This window comes from Clavibacter vidaverae, assembly GCF_047529985.1.
GTDB lineage: Bacteria > Actinomycetota > Actinomycetes > Actinomycetales > Microbacteriaceae > Clavibacter > Clavibacter nebraskensis_A.
Genome location: NZ_JBLJAM010000001.1, coordinates 2,306,325 through 2,327,811 on the forward strand (window position 1 = coordinate 2,306,325; position 21,487 = coordinate 2,327,811).

General features: G+C 74.8%; 25 protein-coding genes. 9 read left to right on the plus strand and 16 right to left on the minus strand.

The window, feature by feature from the left end; translation table 11 throughout:
* Positions 1 to 9: 9 nt before the first annotated feature.
* Positions 10 to 924, minus strand: a complete 915-nt coding sequence (locus tag ACMT9T_RS11010) for a DMT family transporter (RefSeq protein ID WP_414745880.1) — start codon at positions 922 to 924, stop codon at positions 10 to 12.
* A 147-nt stretch (positions 925 to 1,071) separates the two neighbouring features.
* Positions 1,072 to 1,452, minus strand: coding sequence for an HIT family protein (locus ACMT9T_RS11015; RefSeq protein WP_414745577.1), 381 nt, complete (start codon positions 1,450 to 1,452; stop codon positions 1,072 to 1,074).
* A gap of 36 nt (positions 1,453 to 1,488) precedes the next feature.
* Here ACMT9T_RS11015 and ACMT9T_RS11020 point away from each other — a divergent pair, with 36 nt between their 5' ends.
* Positions 1,489 to 2,007: a GNAT family N-acetyltransferase gene (locus ACMT9T_RS11020; protein ID WP_414745578.1), complete on the plus strand. Its 519-nt coding sequence runs from the start codon at positions 1,489 to 1,491 to the stop codon at positions 2,005 to 2,007.
* Here the strand turns inward: ACMT9T_RS11020 and ACMT9T_RS11025 are convergent.
* A complete protein-coding gene (locus ACMT9T_RS11025; RefSeq protein ID WP_414745579.1) occupies positions 2,004 to 2,564 on the minus strand; it encodes a GNAT family N-acetyltransferase in 561 nt (186 codons plus the stop codon). The genes ACMT9T_RS11020 and ACMT9T_RS11025 overlap by 4 nt on opposite strands.
* Before the next feature lie 127 nt (positions 2,565 to 2,691).
* Here ACMT9T_RS11025 and ACMT9T_RS11030 point away from each other — a divergent pair, with 127 nt between their 5' ends.
* The 4 genes from ACMT9T_RS11030 to ACMT9T_RS11045 all read left to right on the plus strand — a co-directional run bounded on the left by ACMT9T_RS11030 (position 2,692) and on the right by ACMT9T_RS11045 (position 5,424).
* Positions 2,692 to 3,411, plus strand: coding sequence for a class I SAM-dependent methyltransferase (locus tag ACMT9T_RS11030; protein WP_414745580.1), 720 nt, complete (start codon positions 2,692 to 2,694; stop codon positions 3,409 to 3,411).
* 41 nt (positions 3,412 to 3,452) lie between these two features.
* Entirely contained in the window at positions 3,453 to 3,980 is a 528-nt protein-coding gene (locus ACMT9T_RS11035) for an ASCH domain-containing protein (RefSeq protein WP_414745581.1), read from the plus strand.
* Between the two features lie 98 nt (positions 3,981 to 4,078).
* A complete protein-coding gene (locus ACMT9T_RS11040) occupies positions 4,079 to 4,519 on the plus strand; it encodes a hypothetical protein (RefSeq protein ID WP_414745582.1) in 441 nt (146 codons plus the stop codon).
* A 53-nt stretch (positions 4,520 to 4,572) separates the two neighbouring features.
* Positions 4,573 to 5,424: an aldo/keto reductase gene (locus tag ACMT9T_RS11045; RefSeq protein WP_414745583.1), complete on the plus strand. Its 852-nt coding sequence runs from the start codon at positions 4,573 to 4,575 to the stop codon at positions 5,422 to 5,424.
* Positions 5,425 to 5,431: 7 nt separating this feature from the next.
* On the opposite strand, the gene ACMT9T_RS11050 is transcribed toward ACMT9T_RS11045, so the two are convergent.
* Together ACMT9T_RS11050 and ACMT9T_RS11055 are read right to left on the minus strand one after the other, a co-directional pair.
* Positions 5,432 to 6,799 carry an MATE family efflux transporter gene (locus ACMT9T_RS11050; RefSeq protein ID WP_414745881.1) on the minus strand — a complete coding sequence of 456 codons (1,368 nt, stop codon included), beginning with the start codon at positions 6,797 to 6,799 and terminating at the stop codon, positions 5,432 to 5,434.
* Positions 6,800 to 6,840: 41 nt separating this feature from the next.
* Positions 6,841 to 8,643: a MinD/ParA family ATP-binding protein gene (locus ACMT9T_RS11055; protein ID WP_414745584.1), complete on the minus strand. Its 1,803-nt coding sequence runs from the start codon at positions 8,641 to 8,643 to the stop codon at positions 6,841 to 6,843.
* A 182-nt stretch (positions 8,644 to 8,825) separates the two neighbouring features.
* Between ACMT9T_RS11055 and ACMT9T_RS11060 the strand changes: the two genes are divergently transcribed.
* Positions 8,826 to 9,314: a MarR family winged helix-turn-helix transcriptional regulator gene (locus tag ACMT9T_RS11060; protein ID WP_414745585.1), complete on the plus strand. Its 489-nt coding sequence runs from the start codon at positions 8,826 to 8,828 to the stop codon at positions 9,312 to 9,314.
* Between the two features lie 51 nt (positions 9,315 to 9,365).
* Here ACMT9T_RS11060 and ACMT9T_RS11065 read toward each other — a convergent pair whose 3' ends face one another.
* The 4 genes from ACMT9T_RS11065 to ACMT9T_RS11080 all read right to left on the minus strand — a co-directional run bounded on the left by ACMT9T_RS11065 (position 9,366) and on the right by ACMT9T_RS11080 (position 13,370).
* On the minus strand, positions 9,366 to 10,103 hold the full coding sequence (locus ACMT9T_RS11065; RefSeq protein WP_414745586.1) for a ZIP family metal transporter: 738 nt from the start codon (positions 10,101 to 10,103) through the stop codon (positions 9,366 to 9,368).
* Positions 10,104 to 10,158: 55 nt separating this feature from the next.
* Positions 10,159 to 10,764 (minus strand): hypothetical protein, encoded by a 606-nt coding sequence (locus ACMT9T_RS11070; RefSeq protein ID WP_414745587.1) that lies wholly within the window; start codon positions 10,762 to 10,764, stop codon positions 10,159 to 10,161.
* 44 nt (positions 10,765 to 10,808) lie between these two features.
* Positions 10,809 to 11,162: a biopolymer transporter Tol gene (locus ACMT9T_RS11075; protein ID WP_414745588.1), complete on the minus strand. Its 354-nt coding sequence runs from the start codon at positions 11,160 to 11,162 to the stop codon at positions 10,809 to 10,811.
* A gap of 132 nt (positions 11,163 to 11,294) precedes the next feature.
* A complete protein-coding gene (locus tag ACMT9T_RS11080) occupies positions 11,295 to 13,370 on the minus strand; it encodes a PhoX family protein (protein WP_414745589.1) in 2,076 nt (691 codons plus the stop codon).
* A 194-nt stretch (positions 13,371 to 13,564) separates the two neighbouring features.
* On the opposite strand from ACMT9T_RS11080, the gene ACMT9T_RS11085 reads away from it, so the two are divergent.
* Positions 13,565 to 14,317, plus strand: a complete 753-nt coding sequence (locus tag ACMT9T_RS11085; RefSeq protein WP_414745590.1) for an SDR family NAD(P)-dependent oxidoreductase — start codon at positions 13,565 to 13,567, stop codon at positions 14,315 to 14,317.
* Positions 14,318 to 14,398: 81 nt separating this feature from the next.
* Here the strand turns inward: ACMT9T_RS11085 and ACMT9T_RS11090 are convergent, their stop codons facing one another.
* Genes ACMT9T_RS11090 through ACMT9T_RS11105 form a run of 4 tightly spaced genes read right to left on the minus strand, consistent with a single transcriptional unit; the run spans position 14,399 to position 17,623 of the window.
* Positions 14,399 to 14,692, minus strand: a complete 294-nt coding sequence (locus tag ACMT9T_RS11090) for a putative quinol monooxygenase (RefSeq protein ID WP_414745591.1) — start codon at positions 14,690 to 14,692, stop codon at positions 14,399 to 14,401.
* The gene (locus ACMT9T_RS11095; RefSeq protein ID WP_116054126.1) at positions 14,689 to 15,486 is read right to left on the minus strand and encodes an ATP-binding cassette domain-containing protein; all 798 of its coding nucleotides are present in this window, start codon (positions 15,484 to 15,486) and stop codon (positions 14,689 to 14,691) included. Before ACMT9T_RS11095 ends, ACMT9T_RS11090 begins: the two co-directional genes overlap by 4 nt.
* Positions 15,483 to 16,529, minus strand: coding sequence for an ABC transporter permease (locus tag ACMT9T_RS11100; RefSeq protein ID WP_043668492.1), 1,047 nt, complete (start codon positions 16,527 to 16,529; stop codon positions 15,483 to 15,485). The genes ACMT9T_RS11095 and ACMT9T_RS11100 overlap by 4 nt, the downstream gene beginning before the upstream one ends.
* A gap of 2 nt (positions 16,530 to 16,531) precedes the next feature.
* Complete coding sequence (locus tag ACMT9T_RS11105; protein WP_414745592.1) at positions 16,532 to 17,623, minus strand: substrate-binding domain-containing protein; 1,092 nt, start codon at positions 17,621 to 17,623, stop codon at positions 16,532 to 16,534.
* A 113-nt stretch (positions 17,624 to 17,736) separates the two neighbouring features.
* On the opposite strand from ACMT9T_RS11105, the gene ACMT9T_RS11110 reads away from it, so the two are divergent.
* Positions 17,737 to 18,789 (plus strand): LacI family DNA-binding transcriptional regulator, encoded by a 1,053-nt coding sequence (locus ACMT9T_RS11110; protein ID WP_414745593.1) that lies wholly within the window; start codon positions 17,737 to 17,739, stop codon positions 18,787 to 18,789.
* Positions 18,782 to 19,672, plus strand: a complete 891-nt coding sequence (locus tag ACMT9T_RS11115; protein ID WP_414745594.1) for a carbohydrate kinase family protein — start codon at positions 18,782 to 18,784, stop codon at positions 19,670 to 19,672. Before ACMT9T_RS11110 ends, ACMT9T_RS11115 begins: the two co-directional genes overlap by 8 nt.
* A gap of 49 nt (positions 19,673 to 19,721) precedes the next feature.
* On the opposite strand, the gene ACMT9T_RS11120 is transcribed toward ACMT9T_RS11115, so the two are convergent.
* The 3 genes from ACMT9T_RS11120 to ACMT9T_RS11130 are packed head-to-tail and all read right to left on the minus strand — an operon-like array spanning position 19,722 to position 21,441.
* Entirely contained in the window at positions 19,722 to 20,102 is a 381-nt protein-coding gene (locus tag ACMT9T_RS11120) for a DUF202 domain-containing protein (protein WP_414745595.1), read from the minus strand.
* Entirely contained in the window at positions 20,099 to 20,467 is a 369-nt protein-coding gene (locus ACMT9T_RS11125) for a YidH family protein (protein ID WP_414745596.1), read from the minus strand. The genes ACMT9T_RS11120 and ACMT9T_RS11125 overlap by 4 nt, the downstream gene beginning before the upstream one ends.
* Positions 20,464 to 21,441 carry a DMT family transporter gene (locus ACMT9T_RS11130; protein ID WP_414745597.1) on the minus strand — a complete coding sequence of 326 codons (978 nt, stop codon included), beginning with the start codon at positions 21,439 to 21,441 and terminating at the stop codon, positions 20,464 to 20,466. Before ACMT9T_RS11130 ends, ACMT9T_RS11125 begins: the two co-directional genes overlap by 4 nt.
* Positions 21,442 to 21,487: the final 46 nt, after the last annotated feature.

Genomic DNA, 21,487 nt, shown 5'->3' on the forward strand with positions numbered 1-21,487 from the left:
CCGGCGAGCCTAGCCGGGCGTCGGAGGGGTGCGCGTCGCGGCGGGTGGGCGCGCGGCGCGGCGGCGGCCCTGCGAGAGGAGGACGCCGAGGAGCACGAGGGCGGCGCCGGCGGGCTCGTTCCAGTGCAGGGTCTCGCCGAGCACGAGGATCCCGAGCGCGACGCCGACGACGGGCGTGATGTAGGTGACGGTCGAGGTGGCCGTGGGGCCCCAGGCGAGGAGCACGTTCATGTTCCAGAGGTACGCGAGGCCCGTGCCGACCACGCCGAGCACCGCCAGGCTGAGCACCACGGGGAGGTCGAGCGCCACGGGTCCGGTCGCGAGGAACGGGGTCGCGAGGATCATCGCGGCGGCGCCCATGCCGATCTGCATGAAGGCCGTCACGACGCCGGGGATCCCGCGGTGGGTGAGGAAGCGGCGGAGGTAGCCGAACGTGATCCCGTAGCAGAGGGCCGCGCCGAGGCACGCGAGCTGACCGGCGAGCTCGAGGAGCGGCTGGCCCGACGCGGCGGCCTCGGCGCTCGGGGTGAGGCGCCACGGGCCGATGATCACGACGACGCCCGCGATGCCGAGCGCGATGCCCGCGAGCTGCCGTCGGCCCAGCTTCTCGACGCGGAAGGCGAGGGTCGCGAGGAGCGCGGTCATGATCGGCGTGGTCGCGTTGTAGATGCTCGCGACGCCCGAGGTGACGTGCTGCTCGGCCCACGCGAACAGCGAGTACGGGATGGCGGATCCGACGACGCCGACGACCGCGAAGTGCAGCCAGACGACGCGCTCCTTGGGCAGCGGCAGGCGGCGCGCGGCGACGATGAGGCCGAGCGCGATCGCGCCGAGCACCAGCCGCGTCCACGACACCTGGCCGAACGAGACGCCCTCGAGCGCGACCTTCATGAAGAGGAAGCTCGCGCCCCACACGGTGCCCATGGCGGCGAACTGCACGGCGATGCGGCGGCCGCCGGGGAGGGCTGGCGGGGAGGCGGGGAGCGCGGATGCGGAGGGCGTCGGGGCGCCGCGGGGTGTCACGTCGTCACTGTATCGGCGGGGTGGGGTGGCGGCGGGATGGGGCGGGGATCAGGCGGCGGACGGGTGGTACCCGCGGCCGGGGATCGGCCCGTGCAGGTCGCCGCCGGGCCGAGGCGAGTCGCCGTGGAAGCGCGGGATGAGGTGCACGTGCAGGTGGAAGACCGTCTGGCCGCCCGCGGCGCCGACGTTGATCCCGATGTTCCAGCCGTCCGGGTGCAGCTCGGCGTCGAGGCCGTCCTTCACCTCGGTGAGGAGCGCCGTGATCGCGGCGTGCTCCTCCGGCGTCGCCTCGAACCAGGTCGCGATCTCGCGGCGCGGGATGACGAGGCTGTGGCCGGGCGTGACCGGGTTGGCGTCGCGGATCGCGAAGGCCAGCTCGTTGGCGGCGACGTGCTCGGCGGCGGGCATGGCGGTGAAGGGACTCGGCATCGGGTCAGTGTGCCCGACGCGTAGGAGGCTCGGGCGATGACGACGACGCCCGCCCCCGTGCTCGTCACGGCGCGGTTCGCGCTCGAGCCGCTGGTGGTCGCGCACGCGCGGGAGATGGTCGAGGTGCTCGCGGATCCGGCGCTCTACCGCTTCACCGGGGGCGAGCCGCCGTCGCCCGCCGCGCTCGAGGTGCGCTTCGCACGGCAGGCCGCGGGGCGCTCGCCGGACGGATCCGCGCGGTGGCTCGTGTGGGTGCTGCGCGAGCGGGCGTCGGGGCGCGCGGCCGGGTTCGTGCAGGCGACCGTGACCGGCGACGCACCCGCGCGCGTGGCCGAGGTGGCGTGGCTGGTCGGGACCGCGGCGCAGGGATCCGGCGCGGCGGCCGAGTGCGCGGCGGCGATGGTGGCATGGCTGCGGGAGGACGGCGTCGGGGTCGTGCGGGCGAACATAAACCCGGATCACGCGGCGTCGGAGGCCGTCGCCCGGCGGCTCGGGCTCGCGCCGACGGACGCCCGCGTCGACGGCGAGGTCCGCTGGGAGCTGCGGGAGGTCTAGGCGTCGGCGGCCGACGGATCCTGGAGGTCGCACGTCATCCACACGGTGTCGCCGTCCTCGGGATCCGGCGTGACCCGGCCGCTGTCCGTGAAGCCGGCCTTCTCCAGCACGCGGGCGGACGCGGAGTTCCACCGGCGGACCGTCGACCACAGCCGGGTGCGGCCCGTCCCGCGGGCGGCCTCGACGACGGCGCACGCCGCCTCCGTCGCGTAGCCCCGCCCGTGCGTCACCCGCAGCAGCTCGAAGGCCATCTCGGGCTCCTCGACGGACGCGCTGCCGACGACGAGGCCGCAGTAGCCGATGACGCCGGGCTCGTCGCGACGCTCGATCGCGAGCAGGCCGATGCCCGTGCGGATCGACTCCTCCGCCTGCACAGTGAGGCGGTCGCGCACCTCGTCGCGCGACGGGTGCCCCTCGTCGTCGACGCGGCGGTGCGCGGGATGGCGCGGATCGCGCTCGGCCCAGAGCCGCTGCACGACGTCGACGTCCGCGGGTCCCAGCGGCCGCAGCCGGAGGCGGGCGGTCTCGAGGAGCGCGGGCAGCGAGGACGTGGTCATGGGCTCACGCTACGGCGCTCGCCGGCCGGAGCGGCGGGACCCGTCGCCGAGCGGATCAGCGGACCGGCTGCCGGATCCGCGTCCGGTACGCGAGCGGCGCCTCGCCCGTGATCGGTAGCGTCGGACCATGCCCGACCTCGATCCCCGCCTCGTCGCGCTCTACGACGGCGACAACCCGGACGGACCCGAGCATGACTTCGACCGGGCGCTCGCCGAGGAGACGGGCGCCCGGAGCATCCTCGACCTCGGCTGCGGCACGGGCATGCTCACCGTCTCGCTCCAGGCGCCCGGGCGTCGTGTCGTGGGCGTGGATCCGTCGGCCGCGATGCTCGACGTCGCCCGGCACCGGCCGGGCGGCGACGCGGTCGAGTGGATCCACGGCGACAGCCGCGCGCTGCCGTCCGGTCCGTTCGACCTCGCGTTCCTGACCGGCAACGTCGTGCAGCACATCCCCGATGCCGAGTGGATCCGCACCCTCGCCGACCTGCGCGGCGCCCTCCGCGCCGGCGGCACGCTCACCTTCGAGAGCCGGAACCCGGCCGACGGCGCGTGGGAGCGGTGGTCCGGCCCGGCGACGACCCGCGACACCGCGCACGGCCCGCTCGAGGAGTGGATGGACGTCGAGGAGACGGGGCCGGGCCGCGTCACGGCCGTCTTCCACAGCCGGTTCGTCGCGACGGGCGAGGTGGTCACCGACGTGCAGGAGTTCGCGTTCCGCGACCGCGCGACCCTCACGGCCCAGCTCGACGCGGCCGGCTTCGACGTGGACGCGGTGCACGGCGACTTCGCGCGCGGCCCGCTCACGGAGGCGTCGCGGGTGATGGTCTTCGTGGCGCGGGCGGTCTGACGGATCTGGCGGCACTCCGGCCGCATGGGAGCATCGGACCCATGAGCGACCCGACCGCGCCCGTCTCCGCGCCCGTCTCCCCGCCCGACCTCGCGGCTGCCGAGCGGATGTGGTCCGCGTACGCCGCCGCCCACCCGCAGGCGGTCGCCGCCGGGCCCGAGCACACGGTGGAGCACTTCGGGGACCACGCGCGTCTCGCCGACGAGCTGCTCGGGATCGTGCTGTCCGGCCGGAAGCGCGCCACCGCGGAGCTGGTCGCCGACTTCCTCGCGCGCGGCGACGAGGTGCCGCGCATTGGCTCGCACTGGATCGCCTGCGACAGCAGCGGGGCGCCGCGCATCGTGATCCGCAGCACCGAGCTCCGCGTGGGCCCGTTCCCGAGCGCCGACGCCGCCTTCGCGCACGACGAGGGCGAGGACGACCTCTCGCTCGAGAGCTGGCGCACGCAGCACCGCCTCTACTGGGAGCGCGTGAGCGCGGCCCGCGGCGCGGCCTGGTCGGAGGACGACGAGATCGTGTTCGAGCGCTTCTCCGTGGTCTGGCCGCCGGAGCACGCGGACCCGCGGTGACGCGCGGCTCCCGCGGCGTCCGGGATGGCGACCAGGGGCGTACGCGCGTGCACCCGCCGGGCGACGCCGGCAGCGGCGGCCGACCGTAGCGTCGGGACATGCGCTCGCTCCGCCTCCTCCTCGCCGCGGCCCTCTCGGTCGGCCTCCTCGCCGGATGCGCCTCCGTCGCCCGCCTCGTGAACGGCGCGCAGACGGTGCGCGAGGAGTCGTGGATCCGCTCCGACGGCACGGAGTGCACGACCGGGTGGACCCTCGGCGTCATCGACGGGTTCGACCAGCGGGACGGCCCCATCGAGCGGTTCGAGGAGGCCCTCCTCGAGGCGGATCCCGGGCCGGACGGCGTCGCGGCGGCGCACAGCCGCCTCGAAGGCGCCCTCCGCGACCGCGGACCGGCTCCATCGCCCGACGGACTGCTGCGCCTGGAGGCGGATGCGCGCGGCACCGCTGTCCTCGACGAGGTGACCGCGCGCCTCCGGTCCGAGGGGCTCGGCGACGACCTCCCGCGGTTCGAGATGCGGCACGCGACCGACTGCGGCTGAGCGCCCGCCGCGCCGCCCTGTCCGTCCGCCGCGGCGGAGCGCAGGATGGAGCAATGGCTGACACCGAGATCCCCACCACCACCTTCCCCGACGGCTGCAGCATGGTCGCCCTCGCGCAGGGCACCTGGAACATGGGCGACGACCGCGCCGCCCGGTCCACCGAGCTCGACGCGCTGCGCGCCGGGATCGACGCGGGCCTCACCGCGATCGACACCGCCGAGATGTACGGCAGCGGACGATCCGAGGAGCTGGTCGGCGAGGCGATCGCCGGCCGCCGCGACGAGGTGTTCCTCATCAGCAAGGTCCTGCCGTCGAACGCGTCCCGCCGCGGCACGGGCGAGGCCGCCCGCCGCAGCCTCCAACGCCTCGGCACCGACCGGCTCGACCTCTACCTGCTGCACTGGCGCGGATCCCACCCGCTCGCCGACACGGTCGCCGCGATGCAGGAGCTCGTCGAGGAGGGGCTGATCCGCGCGTGGGGCGTCAGCAACCTCGACGCCCGTGACCTCGACGAGCTGGCCGCGATCCCCGGTGGCGACGCCGCGCAGACCGACCAGGTGCTCTACAACCTCGCGCAGCGCGGGCCCGAGACCGACGTGATCCCGTGGGCGAGCGCGCGCCGCATGCCCGTCATGGCGTACTCGCCGCTCGACCAGGGTCGACTCGCGACGGATCCGACGCTCGCCGCCCTCGCCGAGCCCCTCGGTGTGAGCGCGGGCCAGCTCGCGCTCGCGTGGGTCCTCCGTCAGGCGCCGCACGTCTTCGCGACCGCCAAGGCCGCGACGCCCGCGCACGTCGCCGAGAACCGCGCGGCGCTCGACCTCGTGATCCCGGACGAGACGCTAGAGGCGCTCGACCGCGCGTTCCCGGCGCCGCGCGGCGGGGCTCCGCTGGCGATGTACTGAGGCCGGATCAGGCCCGCGCGACCCCCGTCACGATCCACCGGTCGCCGCGCGCCCGCAGGCCCAGCGTGAGCGCCCGGGCGCCGATGTAGACGAGGCCGAAGGCCGCCCACAGCGCGAGGAGGGCGGGGGTGCCGGCGACGCGGCCGGTCTCCGTGAGCCAGGCCACGAGGATCAGCGCGGGCGCGTAGATCGCGAGGTTCACGAGTCCCGCGAGGGCCAGGTACCGGGCGTCGCCGGCGCCGATGAGCACGCCGTCGAGAACGAACACGTACCCGGCGACGGGCAGGCCCACCGCGAGCACGAGGGTCACCGCGGTCAGCATGCGGTGGATCCCCGCGTCGCCCGTGAAGACCGGCCCGAGCAGCGGCGAGAGGGCCGCGAGGAGGAGGCCGAGGATCGCGCCGAGGCCCACGCCCCACTGCACGAGCCGGCGGGCGACGGCGCGGACGCGCGGCACGTCGTCGGCCCCGAGGCCGTGGCCGACGAGCGCCTGGCCGGCGATCGCGAGCGCGTCGAGCACGAACGCGACCGTGGAGAACAGGGTGAGCGCGATCTGCAGGGTCGCCAGCCCGGTCACGCCGAGGCCCGCGCCGACCGCGACCGTCGCGAGGATCGCCGCCCGCAGCGACGCCGTGCGCACGAGCAGCCAGCCGCCCGACGCCGCCGAGCGCGCGACGCCGCGGATCCCCGGCCGCAGGGTCGTGCCGGTCTCGCGGGCGGCGCGCACCGCGATCGCGACGAAGACCGCGGCCATGCCCCACTGCGCGATGACGGTGCCCCACGCGGATCCGGCGATGCCCAACCCGAGCCCGTAGATGAGGAACGCGTTGAGGGCCGCGTTCGCCGCGAAGCCGGAGACGGCGACGACGAGCGGGGTGCGCGTGTCCTGCAGCCCGCGGAGCAGGCCGGTCGCGGCGATGACGAGGAGCATCGCGGGCATCCCGGCGAGCGAGATGCCGAGGTACGTGCGGGCGGCGTCGACCACGGCGGTGGTCGCGGCCGGATCCGCGTCGGCGCCGCCCGTGTCCGCGAGGGCGCGCACGAGCGGATCCGCGACCACGAGCCCCACGACCAGCACCACCGCGCCGAGTGCGAGCGCGAGCCACAGGCCGTCGATGCCCGCGCGGATCGCGCCCGGCCGGTCACCCGCGCCGAGCCGCCGCGCGACGGTGGGCGTGGTCGCGTACGCGAGGAAGACGAGGAGGCCGACGATGGTCTGCAGGATCACGCTCGCGATGCCGAGGCCGGCGAGCGGCGCGCTGCCGAGGTGCCCGACGAGCGCGGTGTCGGTGAGCAGGAACAGCGGCTCGGCCACGAGGGCGCCGAGCGCGGGGACGGCCAGCGCGAGGATCTCGCGGTCGAGCGGGCGGCGGATCCGCGGACGGCGCCCGGTGGATCCGCCCGCGGACGCGCCCGTCAGCGGACCGCGTGCGCGAGCCGCTGCACGACGCCCGCGGTCGCGGCCGTGAAGGCGCGCGCGACCTCGGGGTCGAGCGAGGCCAGCGAGATCGGGCCGCGCTCCGCGATGTGCGCGTCGTACGGCACCGTGAAGATCTGCGCCGGGCGCGCGTCGTCGAGGATCCGGTCGATGCGCGCGACGACGGCCGGGTCCTCCGGGCGTCCGTCGTGCAGGCGGATGATGACGGCGTTGTCGGCGAGCATCGCCGCGTGGCCGCCGAGCTCGCGCAGGAAGTCGAGCAGCGCGACCGCCTCGAGCACGGCGTCGCCCGCGTTGAGCACGGGGACGACGAGCACGTCGGTGACCTCGATGGCGCCGCGGAAGGCGGAGGACGACGGCTGGTTGCCGGAGTCCATCACGCGCATCGCGTAGTACTCGTCGATGAGGCGGGAGACGCCGATCACGTCCTCGCCCGTGAGCTCGCGGCGCGGCCCGACCGACGCGACGACGGAGGCGAAGCTCGTCTGCGGCGCCGTGTACCCGGCGAGCTGGCCGGCGCTGTGGATCTCGTCGCGGTCGCGCACGAGCTCGCCGAGCCCGCGCTGCGGCTGGCCCTCGGCGCGGTAGCCGAGCGCTCCGGGATCGTCGGTGACCTCGACCACGGCGACGGATCCGCCGCGGATGGAGCCGAGCACGCCGCCCAGGATGAGGGAGGTGGGCGTCTTGCCGACGCCGCCCTTCCGGTTCGCGACCAGCACGCTGACCGCGCGCGACCAGGTGGCCTGGCGGATGACGCGCTCGTCGCCCTCGCGGCGCGCGACCTCGGCGTTCGCCGCGGCCTCCTCGGCACCCGGGCCGATCTTGAAGACGCCGCCCGTGACCGCGTTGACGAACCCGCGGAAGCCGGTGCGCGCGACGACGGGGCCGCGCGGCGGGCGCTGGCCGGTCTGCTCGGGGAAGAGGGTGAGGGCGCTGGAGGTCGCGTCGGCGCGCGGGGTGCGCATGACGTAGCGCTGCGGATCCGCGTCGGGGAACGCCGTGAGGTCGGTGCCGGGGCGGCGCGCGTCGGCGGGCTCCTCGACGTCGTCGGGCGCCGCGGGGAGCGAGGCGACCGGGGTCGGCTGCGGTGCGGCGGCGGCTGCGGGCTCGGGGAAGGCGGGCGAGGGGAGCGCGGGGGCGGGCGCGTCGTCGACGGGCTGCGCGCCGGCTGCGGCGTCCTCGGCCGGCCGCGCGTCGGCGTCCGTCGACTCCGTGCTGGGGCGCAGCGGCATGCGGAAGGGGTGCGCGTTCACGACGTGCGGCGCGGGCACGGTCCACGCGGATCCGGCCTCGGCGGAGACGACCGCGTCGAACGGGGTCGCGTGGCGGGCGTCGTCGTCCGCATCGTCGGCGGGTGCCGTGGCGTCGTGCGCGTCGTCCGGGACGCGGTCCTCGGGATCCACGTCGTCGTCCTCGGCGTCGTCGAAGAGCTCGTCGAAGGCGTGCGTGCCGACGACCTCGTCCTCGGCGTCGCCCTCGCGATCCGCGTCCTCGGCGTCCGGAGCGGCGGCCTCGTCCTCGGCCTCGTCCTCGGCGTCGGCCTCGGCCGGCACGGGTGCCGGGCTGCCGGGGCGCACGCGGTCGGGCCCGAACAGGCCGCCCTCGGAGGTGCGCGGGACGGCGGGGAACGGATCCACCCACCGGTGCGCGTCGCCCGACGCGTCGGTCGAGCGGTCCTGCTCCATCTCCTGCTGGCGGCGGCGCAGCTCGCGGCGGCTGAGGAGGGGAGGCTCCGACGCCCCACCCTCTCGGTGGCCGGTGTCGTGCGTGTCGTCGGTCATGTGGCTCGCCTTCATCGTCCCCGCCTGCGCGGACGAGGCTACCAGGGGGTGCCGCCGCACCCGGATCCCGCGGTTCGCCGCCCGTCGGGCGCCCCCGCCGCGCGCTCCGCCGTGCCCCCGCGCACTGGCCGGTCGGCATCCGCGTGGCGGGCGCGCGGATCGGGGTCGGTTAGGGTCTCCCCGTGATCCCCGGAACCGCCGACGTGCCCGCGCCCGCCGACGACCGCTCGGCCGCCGTGTCCTCCGTCGCGACCGAGCTCGGCGCTCTCCTCATGTCGATCCGCTCGCTGCGCATCGAGGAAGCGGCCGTCTTCCACCCCGGCCTCCAGCCGGGCGCCTTCGCGGTCGCGCGCTGGATCCGCACCGACGGACCCGCGTCCGCCGGCGCCGTCGCGGCGGGCCTCCTCATGGACAAGAGCTCCGTCAGCCGCCACCTCCGCGTGCTGCGCGAGGCCGGCTACGTGCAGGACGAGCCGGATCCCGAGGACCGCCGCTCCACGATCCTCACGCTCACGCCGCTCGCCGAGGAGCGCCTCGAGCAGGTGCGGGCGGGCACGCGCGAGCGCCTGCAGAACCGCCTCTCCGCCTGGGACACCGCGGAGGTCGAGCAGCTCGCGGGCCTGCTGCACCGCTTCAACGTGTCGCCGCGGGACAAGCCCGCCGACGCCTGATCCGGCGCGGCGGCTTAGCCCGACCCGGCGGCTCAGCCCCACCCCGGCCGCTCAGCCCGCCTGGTGCACCGCGTAGCTCGCCACGAAGCCGAGCACCGTGACGAGGCCCGTGAGCGCCTGCGCCTTGCGGAACGCCTCGGGGATCATGGTGTCGCAGATCATCGCCAGGATCGCGCCGGCCGCGAACGCCATCACGACCGACTGCCCGCTCTCCGGCAGGCCGCCGAGCAGCGCGTAGCCACCGAGGGACGAGAGGGCGCAGACGACGGCGATGGAGATCCAGAGGCCGAAGACGTAGCGGGCGCTCCGGCCCGACTGCTTGAGGTCGGCCGTGCTCGACATGCCCTCCGGGAAGTTCGAGATGACGACGGCGACCAGCACGCCGATGCTCAGCGCCCCGCCGCCCGTGAGGCTGAGGCCCTGCACGGCCGTCTCGGGCACGCCGTCGAGCAGGGCGCCGAGCGCGATCCCCACGCCGGTGCCGCCCCCGCCGCCCGACTTCCCGTGGTGCTTCCTGCGGAAGCCGCCGTGCTCGAGGATCTGGTCGAGCACCACGTAGACCAGCGCGCCCGCGACGAAGCCGCCGAGCGTGGGGACCACGCCACCGCTGGCCGCCGCCTCGTCGACCAGGTCGAACGACAGCGCCGAGATGAGCACCCCGGCGCCGAACGCCATGACGAGCGCCACGACCTCGCGCGGCACCTTCACGAACCAGGCGACGAGGGATCCGACGACGAGCGACAGCCCGGAGAGCAGGCCGGCGAGCCCGGCCAGGAGGAGAGGCGACATGACTCCGAGGATGCTCCCTCCGGCGGCGTCCGTCACCTCGGCTGGGCTCGCGGGATCAGTGCCCGGCCGACACCCCCGCGTCGCGCAGCGCCAGGTCGGCGAGCTGGCGCACCACGCGCGGGTCGCCCGCGCGCCATGCGGCGACCGGATCCGGGTGGGCCTTCAGCAGCGCCGCCGGCTTCCGGGACGAGAGGGCCCGCAGCGCGAGCAGCTCGGTGCCGCCGGGCGTCGCGGCGAGCGAGCGGGCGGCGGCCGCGCGGCGCACGAACGAGACGCGGCGCAGCAGCCAGTGCCGCACGATGAAGGCGATCGGCACGAGCGCCACGAGCAGCCCGAGCACGAGGGCGATGGTCCCGACGAGCGACTGCTGGTCGCGCCCGGCCTGCACGAGTCCGGATCCGATGCCGCTCGCGTCCTCGAACGGCCCGCGCGCGGCGTCGCCCACGAGCGGCAGGCGGCCGAGCGCGTCGGCGGCGTCGGTCATGGATCCGCTGAGCTGGGTGCCCGACCGCTCCATGCTGCGGCCGAGGTCGCCGAGCGGGCGGATGAGCGCGGCCACCGCGATCCCGAGCAGCACCGACACGACGATGCCCGCGAGCGCCGCGGTGTCGGCCGCGATCTGCCGGGCGCGGACGAGGGGGAGCGCGGAGTAGAGCTGCATGGGTCCAGCCTGGCCCGTGGGCGGGCGGGCGGCGGACGCGCGCGTCAGCTCGCGGGGTCGTCCAGCGCGTCCAGCTCCCGCAGCGCCTGGCGCGCCCGCTCGAGGCGCGCGTCCTCCGGCTCGTCCCACCAGCGCGGGCCGCGCTCGCCGAGGCCGTGCTTCGCGAGGCCGACCCGCTGGCGGGCGGAGGCGACCGCGTCGTCGTCGCCCCGGCGCTTCGCCGCGCCCACCCCGGATCGCCCGCGACCGAGGTGCGACTTCAGCGCCTCCACCACATCGTCGGGCAGCGACGGATCCGTGCGCGGCCACCGCCGCCCGCCCACGACGAGCCAGCGCTCGTCGTCGGTCGAGCCGTCGCCGGTGCCCGCGTCGTCGGGATCCGCGGGGTGCTCGCTCATCCCTCGACGCTAGCCCGGCCCGGCCCAGACCGCCCCCGCACGCACGAGGGCCGGGGCGCACGCACGCCCCGGCCCTCCGATCGGCCCCCCGATCAGCTCAGCGGGTCACCCCGCGAGCAGCTTCCCCGCGGATCAGCCGCGGAACACCTGGATCACCGACGGGCGCGGTCCGCGCCAGGCGCCCTTCGGCGGGGTGACGCCGGCGGGCACGTAGTCGGGGAAGAACGAGTGCTGCTCCGCGAACGTGCCGTCCTCGCCCGGGTGCTGCACCGCGACGAAGACCATGCCCTCGGTGTCGTGCACGACCGGGCCGCAGGTCTCCGCCTCGGTGGGCACGGAGAGGAACTGCTGCACGTGGCCGCGCTCGGCGCCCTCGACGGGGACCTTGAACAGGCCGTCGTTGAGGCCGATGGTGCTCGGGGCGCCGTCGGTGGAGATCCAGAGGTTGCCCTCGGAGTCGAACGCGACGTTGTCCGGGCAGCTGATGGGCGAGACCTTGTCCTTCGGGAAGCCCGCGAAGTAGGTGGACTCGTTCTTCGCCGGGTCGCCCGCGACGAGCAGCAGGTTCCAGGAGAACGTCGTGGAGCGGGCGTCGCCGCCGTCCTCGGTGATCTCCACGATGTGGCCGTCGCGGTTGGTCGTCCGCGGGTTCATCTCCGTGGCGCCCTCCTTGCCGGCCTTGCCGCGGTCGGTGTTGTTGGTGCAGGCGACGTAGACCTTGCCCGTGACGGGGCTGGGCTGCACGTCCTCGCAGCGGTCCATCTTCGTGGCGCCCGCGGCGTCGGCGACGAGGCGCGTGTGCACGAGCGCCTGCTCGGTCGTGAAGCCGGGGACCTGGCAGACGCCGTCGACGACCAGCGGGATCCACTGGCCGATGCCGTCGAACTGGCCGTCGGACGGGACCTGGCCGGTGCCGGTGATCTCCGCGACGGGTGAGTCGCCCGTGAAGCGCGCCACGTAGAGCGCGCCGCGCGTGAGGAGCTGCTTGTTCTTGCGGCGGTCCTGGCGCGAGGTGCCGACGACCATCGTGTCGTGCGAGACGAACTTGTAGAGGTAGTCGAAGCGCTCGTCGTCGCCCATGTACGCGGCGACGTGGCCGCTCTTCCCGAGGATGACGTTCGCGCCCTCGTGCTTGAAGCGGCCGAGCGCGGTGTGCTTCACGGGCGCCTCGCCGGGCTCGAACGGGTCGACCTCGACGATCCAGCCGAAGCGGTTCGGCTCGTTCTCGTAGCCCGGGGTGCGGGCGTCGAAGCGCGGGTCGATGGCCTCCCAGCCGCGGGTCGTCGCCTTGTCGGCGAGGCCGTAGCGCTTGTCGGCGGCCGCGGTGCCCGCGGTGCGGAAGTAGCCGTTGAAGTTCTCCTCGCCGGAGAGCACGGTGCCCCACGGGGTGGTGCCGCCGGCGCAGTTGCCGAGCGTGCCGAGGATGCGCGTGCCCTTCGGGTCGTCCTTGGTGCGCAGCGACGCGGATCCGGCGGCCGGGCCCGAGACGGTGAAGGGGGTGTCCGCGGTGATGCGGCGGTTGCGGTGGTGGCCGACCGTGTAGGTCCACGGCTGGCCGACCGTCTTCCGGCGGAGCGCGACGACGGACATGCCGTGCGAGGCCTTGCCGATGCGGCGCTGCTCGTCGAGCTCGGCGGCGTCCGCGGCCGGCGGGAACATGATGTTCTCGTTCGTGTACTCGTGGTTGGCGACGAGGAGCGCCTCCTTGTTCCGCGAGTTGATCGGGATGATGTCGAGGTAGTCGTTGTTGTAGCCGAACTGGCGCGCGGCGAGCTTCGCGGTCTGGTTGTCCGCGTCGAAGTCGTCGGCGTAGCTGAAGAGCGGGTCGCCCCAGCGGATGATCGGCTGCCAGCGGTACCCGGTCGGCACGGTGAACTGGTCGACGGCGGCGTCGACGGGCGTGATCGCCGTGAAGGGCAGGTTCGACGCGGCCTGCGCGGCGGCGGCCTCGGCGCCGGGGGCAGCTGCGTTCTGCGCCACGAGGATCGCGAGGGCACCGGCGCCCGCGCCGCCGAGCAGCGTGCGGCGCGAGAGGGCGCGGCCCGCGATGTCGCGGAAGTAGGAGTTGTCGGTGATGTTGGGGACGGGCTTCGTGCACGCGTCGTCGCACTTGAGGTGGCAGGTGACGGTGCTGCGCTTGCCGCGGGCGTGGGGGTCGCGCGACAGGACCGGCAGCAGCCGGTGGTGGGTCTCACGGGTGAGGGTCATGTGGGGTCTCCATCGATCTCGGGCGTCTGCTCCGGGTACCGGCGGACGCATCACGGTTGAAAGGTATTGGCGCCCCCGTGCGCGCCCCCGACGCCCGGGTGGACGCCGGGTGAACCGCGGATGACCGGATCGCGCGGGCGTACCGTCGAGGAGCGGCGCGGATCCGCGCCGCCTCTCACCCGAGGAGGATCCCCATGGCCAGGTTCGACACGAAGACCGCGCTCGTGACAGGCGGTGGCAGCGGCATCGGCGCCGCGATCTCCCGCGCGCTCGCCGCGGAGGGAGCGTCGGTCGTCGTCACCGACATCCGGCTGGAGGCGGCCGAGGGCGTCGTCGCCGAGATCGCGGCCGCGGGCGGCACGGCCGTCGCGTTCCGCCAGGACACCTCGAGGGCGGAGGAGTCGGAAGCCGCCGTCGCGCACGCGGTCGCGACCTACGGAGCCCTGCACCTCGCCGTGAACAACGCCGGCATCAGCGCGCCCGCGGCCGACATCGGCGAGTACGACGTCGCCACCTGGGACCGCGTCCGCGGCATCGACCTCGACGGCGTCTTCTACGGCCTCCGCTACGAGCTCCCCGCGATCGTGGCGGCGGGCGGCGGCGCGATCGTCAACATGAGCTCCGTGCTCGGATCCGTGGGGATCGCCCAGAACGCCGCCTACGTCGCGAGCAAGCACGCCCTCGTCGGCCTCACCAAGGTCGCGGCGCTCGAGTACACGGCGCGCGGCGTCCGCACGAACGCGGTCGGCCCCGGCTTCATCGACACCCCGCTCGTGCGCTCGTCCCTCTCGGACGACGCGCTCGCGTACCTCGAGAGCCAGCACGCGACCGGCCGCCTCGGCACCGACCGGGAGGTCGCGGCCCTCGTGCTGTTCCTCCTCAGCGACGAGGCGTCCTTCATCTCGGGCAGCTACCACCTGGTGGACGGCGGATATTCGGCGCGCTGATCCGCGGCCGGTCCCACGCACGCGGCACGGCCGCCCGGCGCGTCGAGACGCCGGGCGGCCGCGGGATCGGGGTGGCGCCGGTCAGACGGTCGCGAGGAACGTGAGCTGCGACCCGTCCTCCACGATGAGCGGTCCGAGCGCCGCGTTGAACTCGGCCCCGTACGACGCCCCGATGTGCGCCTGGAACGCGGCCTCGTCCCGGTAGACCTCGTGCACGACGAAGCGCGCCGGATCCTCCACCCGCCGGTACGGCTCGAACACGACGTTGCCCGGCTCGGCCCGCACGAGCTCCGCGAGGTCGGCGATCATCCGCGCGACCCGCTCCTCCTGACCCGGCAGCGCGGTGAACTCCGCGTACAGCACCGTGGCGGTCATGCGGTGGCCGCGCCCGTCATGATCGCGACGGCGTCGGTCATCGAGTGCGACTGCGGCGTGATGGTCGCCGCCTTCTTCCCGAGGCGCTGGATGTGGATCCGGTCGGCGACCTCGAACACCTGCGGCATGTTGTGGCTGATGAGGATCACCGGGATGCCCCGGTCGCGCAGGTTCCGCACCAGCTCCAGCACCTGGTTCGACTCGCGCACGCCGAGCGCCGCGGTGGGCTCGTCGAGCACCACGACCTTGGATCCGAACGCCGCGGCCCGCGCCACGGCGACCGCCTGCCGCTGCCCGCCCGAGAGGTTCTCGACGGGCACGGTCACGTCCTGCAGCGTCGAGATGCCGAGCTCGAGCAGCTCGTCGCGCGCCTCCTTCCGCATGCCGGCCGTGTCGAGCATGCGGAAGACCGACCCGAGGATCCCCTTCTTCCGCTTCTCCCGCCCGAGGTAGAGGTTCGAGGCCACGTCGAGCGCGGGGGAGACGGCGAGGTTCTGGTACACCGTCTCGATGCCCGCGGCCCGCGCGTCCTGCGGTCGCTTGAACGACACCGGCTTGCCGTCGAGGAACAGCTCGCCCTCGTCGGGCGTCTCCGCTCCCGTGAGGCACTTGATGAGGGTCGACTTGCCGGCGCCGTTGTCGCCGATGATGGCGAGCACCTCGCCGGCGTGCAGCTCGAGGCTCACCCCGTCGAGGCCGACGACGCGGCCGAAGGTCTTCACGAGCCGCTTCGCCTCGAGCACGGGCGTGCGGGTCGCGGCGGGACTGCTGCCCGCGGGGTCGGTGAGGGTCACTTGCGCACCTTTCGGATCCACTGGTCGACGGAGACGGCCACGATGATGAGGACGCCCACCGCGAGCGTCTGGTAGAGCACGTCCAGCCCGGCGAGCGAGAGCCCGTTGCGGAACACGCCCACGATGAGCGCGCCGAGGAGCGTGCCCCAGACGGTGCCGCGGCCGCCGAAGAGGCTTGTGCCGCCGATGACCACCGCAGTGATGGAGTCGAGGTTGAGGTCGGCGCCCGCGTTCGGGCTGGCGGCGTTGCTGCGGCCGATCTGGATCCACGCGCCGACGGCGAGGATCGCCCCGGCCGCGAGGTACACGCTCATGAGCACGCGGTTCACGCTGATGCCCGCGAGGCGCGCGGCCTCCTTGTCGTCGCCGACCGCGTACACGTGCCGGCCCCAGGCCGTCTTGCCGAGGATGAACGCGACGACCACGTAGAGCACGAGCATGAGCACCACGCCGAAGCTGATCTTCACGCCCGCGAGGTCGAACGTGCGTCCCGTCCAGGAGAGGGCGGCCGGCATGTCCACGCCGCGGACGGTGGCGCCGTTGGAGTACAGGAGCGTGAGCGCCACGAAGATGTTCAGCGTCCCGAGCGTGACGATGAACGGGGGGAGCCGCAGCCGCGTGACGAGCAGGCCGTTGAAGGCCCCCGCCGCGAGGCCCACGACGAGCCCGGCGACGAGCGCGGCCGGCGCGGGCAGGCCGTTCTGGCTCGCGGTCTGCGCGATGACCATCGACGTGAGCACCATGACCGCGCCCACCGACAGGTCGATGCCCGCGGTGAGGATGATGAGCGTCTGCGCCACCGCGAGCGTGCCGACCACGGCGACCTGCTGCGTCACGAGCGACAGGTTGGCGGGATCGAGGAACCGGTCGTTGAGCAGGCCGAACACGATGATCGCGAGGACCAGCACGACGGCCGGGCTGACGGCGGGGTAGCGGTGGAGCACGCCGCGGATGCGGTCGACGGGCGTGCGGCGGTCGAGGAACTCGTTCGCGAGGTCGAGCGACGAGGTGGGCGGGTTCGGGTCGGCTGTCCGCTGGCTCACGGTCACTCGCCCCAGCACTTCGTCGCGGCGTCGTCGGCCGTGATGCTGTCGAGGCCGTCGACGGGGGTGTCGGTGACGAGCGCGGATCCGGTGTCGAAGAAGTCGAGGCCCTCGCTCGCGGAGGGCTTGGTGCCGTCCTTCGCGAGCTGCGCGATCGCCTCGACGCCGAGCTCGGCCATCTTCACCGGGTACTGCTGGGCCGTGGCGCCGATGACGCCCTCCTTCACGTTCTTGACGCCCGCGCAGCCGCCGTCGACCGAGACGAGGACGACGTCCTTCTCCTTGCCGGCCGCCTGGAGCGCCTGGTACGCGCCGAACGCGGCGGGCTCGTTGATCGTGTAGACGACGTTGATGTCGGGATCCTTCGACAGGAGCGTCTCCATGGCCGTCCGGCCGCCGTCCTCGGCGCCCTGCGTGGCCTCGTTGCCGACGATCTCGTAGTCGCCGCCGCTGTAGTCGCCGGTCTTCGCCTCGTCGCCGTTCTTGGCCTTGTCGGCGACGTCGATGCCCATGCCGGTGAGGAAGCCCTGGTCCCGGTTGTAGTCCACCGACACGGCCTTGTCGTCGTAGAGGTCGAGGAGGGCGATGGTCGCCTTCTTCCCGCCGAGCTGGGCGGCCGCCCACTTGCCGATGGACTCGCCCGCGGCGAAGTTGTCGGTCGCGAACGTGATGTCGACGGAGTCGGCCGGGTCGGGCGCCGTGTCGAGCGCGATGACGAAGAGGCCCGCGTCGCGCGCCTTCTGGATCGCGTCGACCACCGAGGGGCCGTTCGGGGTGATGAGGATGCCCTTGTCGCCCTTCGAGATGGCGTTCTCGATGGCCTGGATCTGGGTGTCCTCGTCGCCGTCCTCCTTGCCGGCCGCGAGGGTCAGCGCGATGCCGTCCTTCGCGGCGGCGTCCTTGGCGCCGTCCTGCATGGCGACGAAGAACGGGTTGGTGGTCGTCTTCACGATGAGCGAGACGCCGACGTCGCCGGAGGAGCCGGCGCCGCCGCCCGAGCTGGAGCTCGAGCAGCCGGTGAGCCCGGCCGCGGCGATGAGGGCCGCCGAGCCGAGGGCGATGGTGCGCACGAGACGCGGGGATCGGTTCGTCATTGAGGGATCCTGTCCTTCGGGTGGGAGCGCACTCCCGACAACGTTGTCAGGGAGAGGTCTATCGGGTGTGACCCGGTATGGTCAACCCATCGCACAGAGAGCGAGACCCATTCGTGACACCGATGTCATCCCCTCCCGACTCGCCCTCCGACGCGCGCCGCCCCACGATGAAGCACGTCGCCCGGCTCGCGGGCGTGGGCATCAAGACCGTGTCGCGCGCGATCAACGGCGAGCCCAACGTGTCCGCCGCGATGACCGAGCGGGTGCGCGCCGCCGTGGCGCAGCTGCAGTACCAGCCGGATCTCCACGCCGGCAACCTGCGCAGATCCGACCGCCGCACCAACACGCTCGGCCTCCTCGTGGGCAGCGTGGCCAACCCGTTCTCGGGCGCGCTGCACCGCGCCGTGGAGGAGGTGGCGAAGGAGCGCCGGGTCGCCGTCTTCGCGTCGAGCCTCGACGACGACCCCGACCGCGAGCGCTCGTCCGTCGACGCGTTCCTCGCCCGCCGGGTCGACGGGCTCATCCTCACGACCATCGCGCCCAGCCAGTCGTACCTCGGGGTCGAGGCCGCCCGCGGCACGCCCGTCGTGTTCGTCGACCGCGTGCCCGTGGGGCTCGCGGCGGACGCGGTGGTCGTCGACAACGCCGCGGGGATCGCGCGCGCCGTGGCGCACCTCGCCGACCGGGGCCACCGGCGCATCGCGTTCCTCGGCGACCGGCCGGAGATCTTCACGGCCCGCGAGCGCGAGCGCGGCTTCCTCGAGGAGATGGCCCGGCGCGGCCTGCCCGTGCTGCCCGGCCACGTGCTCGACGGCGCGTCCGACGAGCGCGTGGCCGACGCGCTCGCCGAGCGCCTGCTCGCCCTGCCCGAGCCGCCGACCGCGATCGTCAGCGGGCAGAACCTCATCACCATCGGCGTGATCACGGCGCTGCGACGGCACGACGCCCACCGCCGCATCGCGCTCGTCGGCTTCGACGACCTGCCGATGGCCGCGCTGCTGGATCCGGCGGTCACCGTCGTCGCGCAGGATCCCTCGGCGATCGGCCACGCCGCCGCCGAGCGCGTCTTCGCCCGGCTCGACGGCGACCGGGGTCCCGCGCAGACCGTCGTCGTCCCCACCACGCTCATCGTCCGAGGCTCCGGAGAGGTCCCCCGCCATGCATGACCAGCCCATCGTCGTCGTCGGCGACGCCCTCATCGACCTGATCCGCGAGGGCGGCGAGGAGACCCCGTTCGTCGGCGGCGCGGCGCTCAACGTCGCCGTCGGCCTCGCGATCCTCGGTCACCGCGTCCAGCTCGTCGCGATGGTCGGCGACGACGCGCACGGCGCGCGCATCCGGGGCGAGCTCGACGCGCACGGGGTCGAGCTCATCGCGACCGTCGGCCCGTCCGGATCCTCCGTGGCGGTGAGCGAGCGCGTCGACGGCGAGCCGCGGTACACGTTCAACGAGGCCGCGTGGAATCGCCGCGTGCGCATCGGAGCGGCGGAGCGGGCGGCGCTGGACGCGGCATCGCTCGTCGTCGTCAGCTGCTTCCCCTACGACGACCACGCGCAGGCCGACGAGCTGCTGGCCGCCGTGCGGGGTCCCCGCGAGCGGCTCCTCGTCGACCCGAACCCGCGCGCCGGGATGCTCCACGACGCGGCCCGCTTCCGGGACGGCTTCGCGCGCGCGGCCGCGGAGTCGCTGCTCGTGAAGATCGGCGACGACGACACCGGGCTGCTCGGCCTGGGCACGCTGGCCGACGCGCGCGCGGCCCTGCACGGCGCGGGCAGCCGCATCGTGCTGGCCACCGAGGGCGCGCGCGGCGCGTCCGTGCAGCTCGAGGGCGGCGAGGTGGTCACGGCGGGCATCGCGCCGGATCCGCGGCCCATCGTCGACACCATGGGCGCCGGGGACGCGTGCCTCGCGGCGGCGGCGGACGCGATCGCCCGACGGGGAGCGCCGCGCACCGCCGAGGAGGGCGAGGCGATGCTGCGCACGTGCATGGCGATCGCCGCGGCCACGTGCCGCGAGCACGGGGCGCTGCTGCGGATGCCGACGGCCTGAGGCGCTGTCGCTGTCGCTGGCGCCGTCGCCCGCGTCGGCGCCCGCGCGGTCAGCGGGTGAGCGCGAGGGCGAGCGCGGCCAGGCCGGCGCACGCCGTGAGCGCCGCCACGAGCGCCGGGAGCGCGCCGCCGGGGAGGGCGGCGGGGCGGTCCGGGTGCGCGGGGCCCGCCGTGAGGATCCGGTGCACCCGGCGGTAGCGGCGGTGCGCGGTCGCGAGCACGGCGAGGGCGGCGACCACGCCGGCTGCGGCGACCACCACGCCGGCTGCGGCGACCACCAGGCCGGCCGTCCCGAGGAGCGCCGGGAGCACGCGCAGGCCGAGCAGGGATCCGACCACGAGCGCCAGCGCCGTGCGCCGCCACGCGAGGGCCGTGCGCTCGGGCTGCAGGCCGGGGTCCGAGGGGCGGTCGGCGGGGACGGGCGCGCTCACGCCGTCAGCACGCCCAGCAGCACGAGCACCCCGGCGGCGACCACGGCGATCCCGAGCGGCAGCGACAGACCGGCCGACGGCAGCGGGCGGTCCCGGCGCAGGGCCCGCTCGGTGCGCATCCAGCCGACCCACGCCTGCGCGGGCGCGGCGATCCCGGTGACTATCAGCACGATCGAGGCCGCGAGCCGGAACCCCGGCTGCAGCCCGAGCGCGAGCGCCTCGAGGGCGACGCCGGCGGCGAGGAGCGCGAGCGAGGTGCGGATCCACGCGAGGAAGGTGCGCTCGTTCGCGAGCGTGAACCGCACGTCGGGCTCGGCGCCCTCGCGGTAGACGCTCCGGGGGAAGCGGCGGTCGGGGGCGGTCATGCGGCGGGGTCCAGGGAGCGGGGGGCCGGGGCGCGCGAGGGCATGCCGCCATTCTGTCCATCCGGGCCGACCGCCGCGGCGATCCGCGCCCGGTGCCGCCGCTCGATCGCCTGGCCCGCGTACGACGCCGCGACGATGAGCGCGGCGCCGGCCGCGCCGATCGGCCCGATCGCCTCCCCGGCCAGCACCACGCCCACCAGCAGCGCCCACACCGGCTCGGTGCCCATGAGGATGCTCGCGCGCGACGCCGACGTCCGCCGCACGGCCCAGAGCTGCACGACGAACGCGAAGAGCGAGCACAGCACCCCGAGGAAGAGGACCCCGCCCCAGCCCCGGGCGTCGAGCGTCGCGGCCGCCGCGGGCAGGTCGGGCCCGGCGAGGGCGGAGAAGAGGGCCGCGCACACCGCCATCTGCACGAGGACCACGCCGAGGGATCCCTCGCTCCGCCCGCGCGTGAGGTGCCCGCTCGCCGTGACGTGCACGGCCCGCACGACCGCCGCGGCGATCACCAGCCCGTCGCCCGCCGTCGGCGCGCGCAGCCCGCCCTCGGAGACGAGCAGCGCGACGCCGACCACGGCCGCGACCGCCGCGACGAAGTACGACCGGGGCAGCCACGAGCGCGACGCGGCGCCCTCGAGCACGGGCGTCATCACGAGGGCCAGGCTGATCAGCAGACCCGCGTTGGTCGCGCTCGTCAGATGCACGCCCCAGGTCTCCAGCCCGATGACCGCGGCCTGCGAGCAGCCGAGCGCCGCCGCGATGAGGAGGCCGCGGCCGCGGGGCAGGCGCTCGCGCCGGGCCAGGCAGACGATCCCGGTCGCGACCGCCGCGACGAGGAAGCGCAGCGCGACGGCCGCGGGCACGCCCGTCTCCGCCGCGAGGTCCTTGGCCGCGAGGAAGCTCGCGCCCCAGACGGCCGCGACGGCCAGGAGCAGCAGGTCGACGACGTATCCGGGACGGGTGGGGGAGGCCATGCCCCCACTGTCCGGCACTCGACCCGGAAGATCGACGGGCATCGTC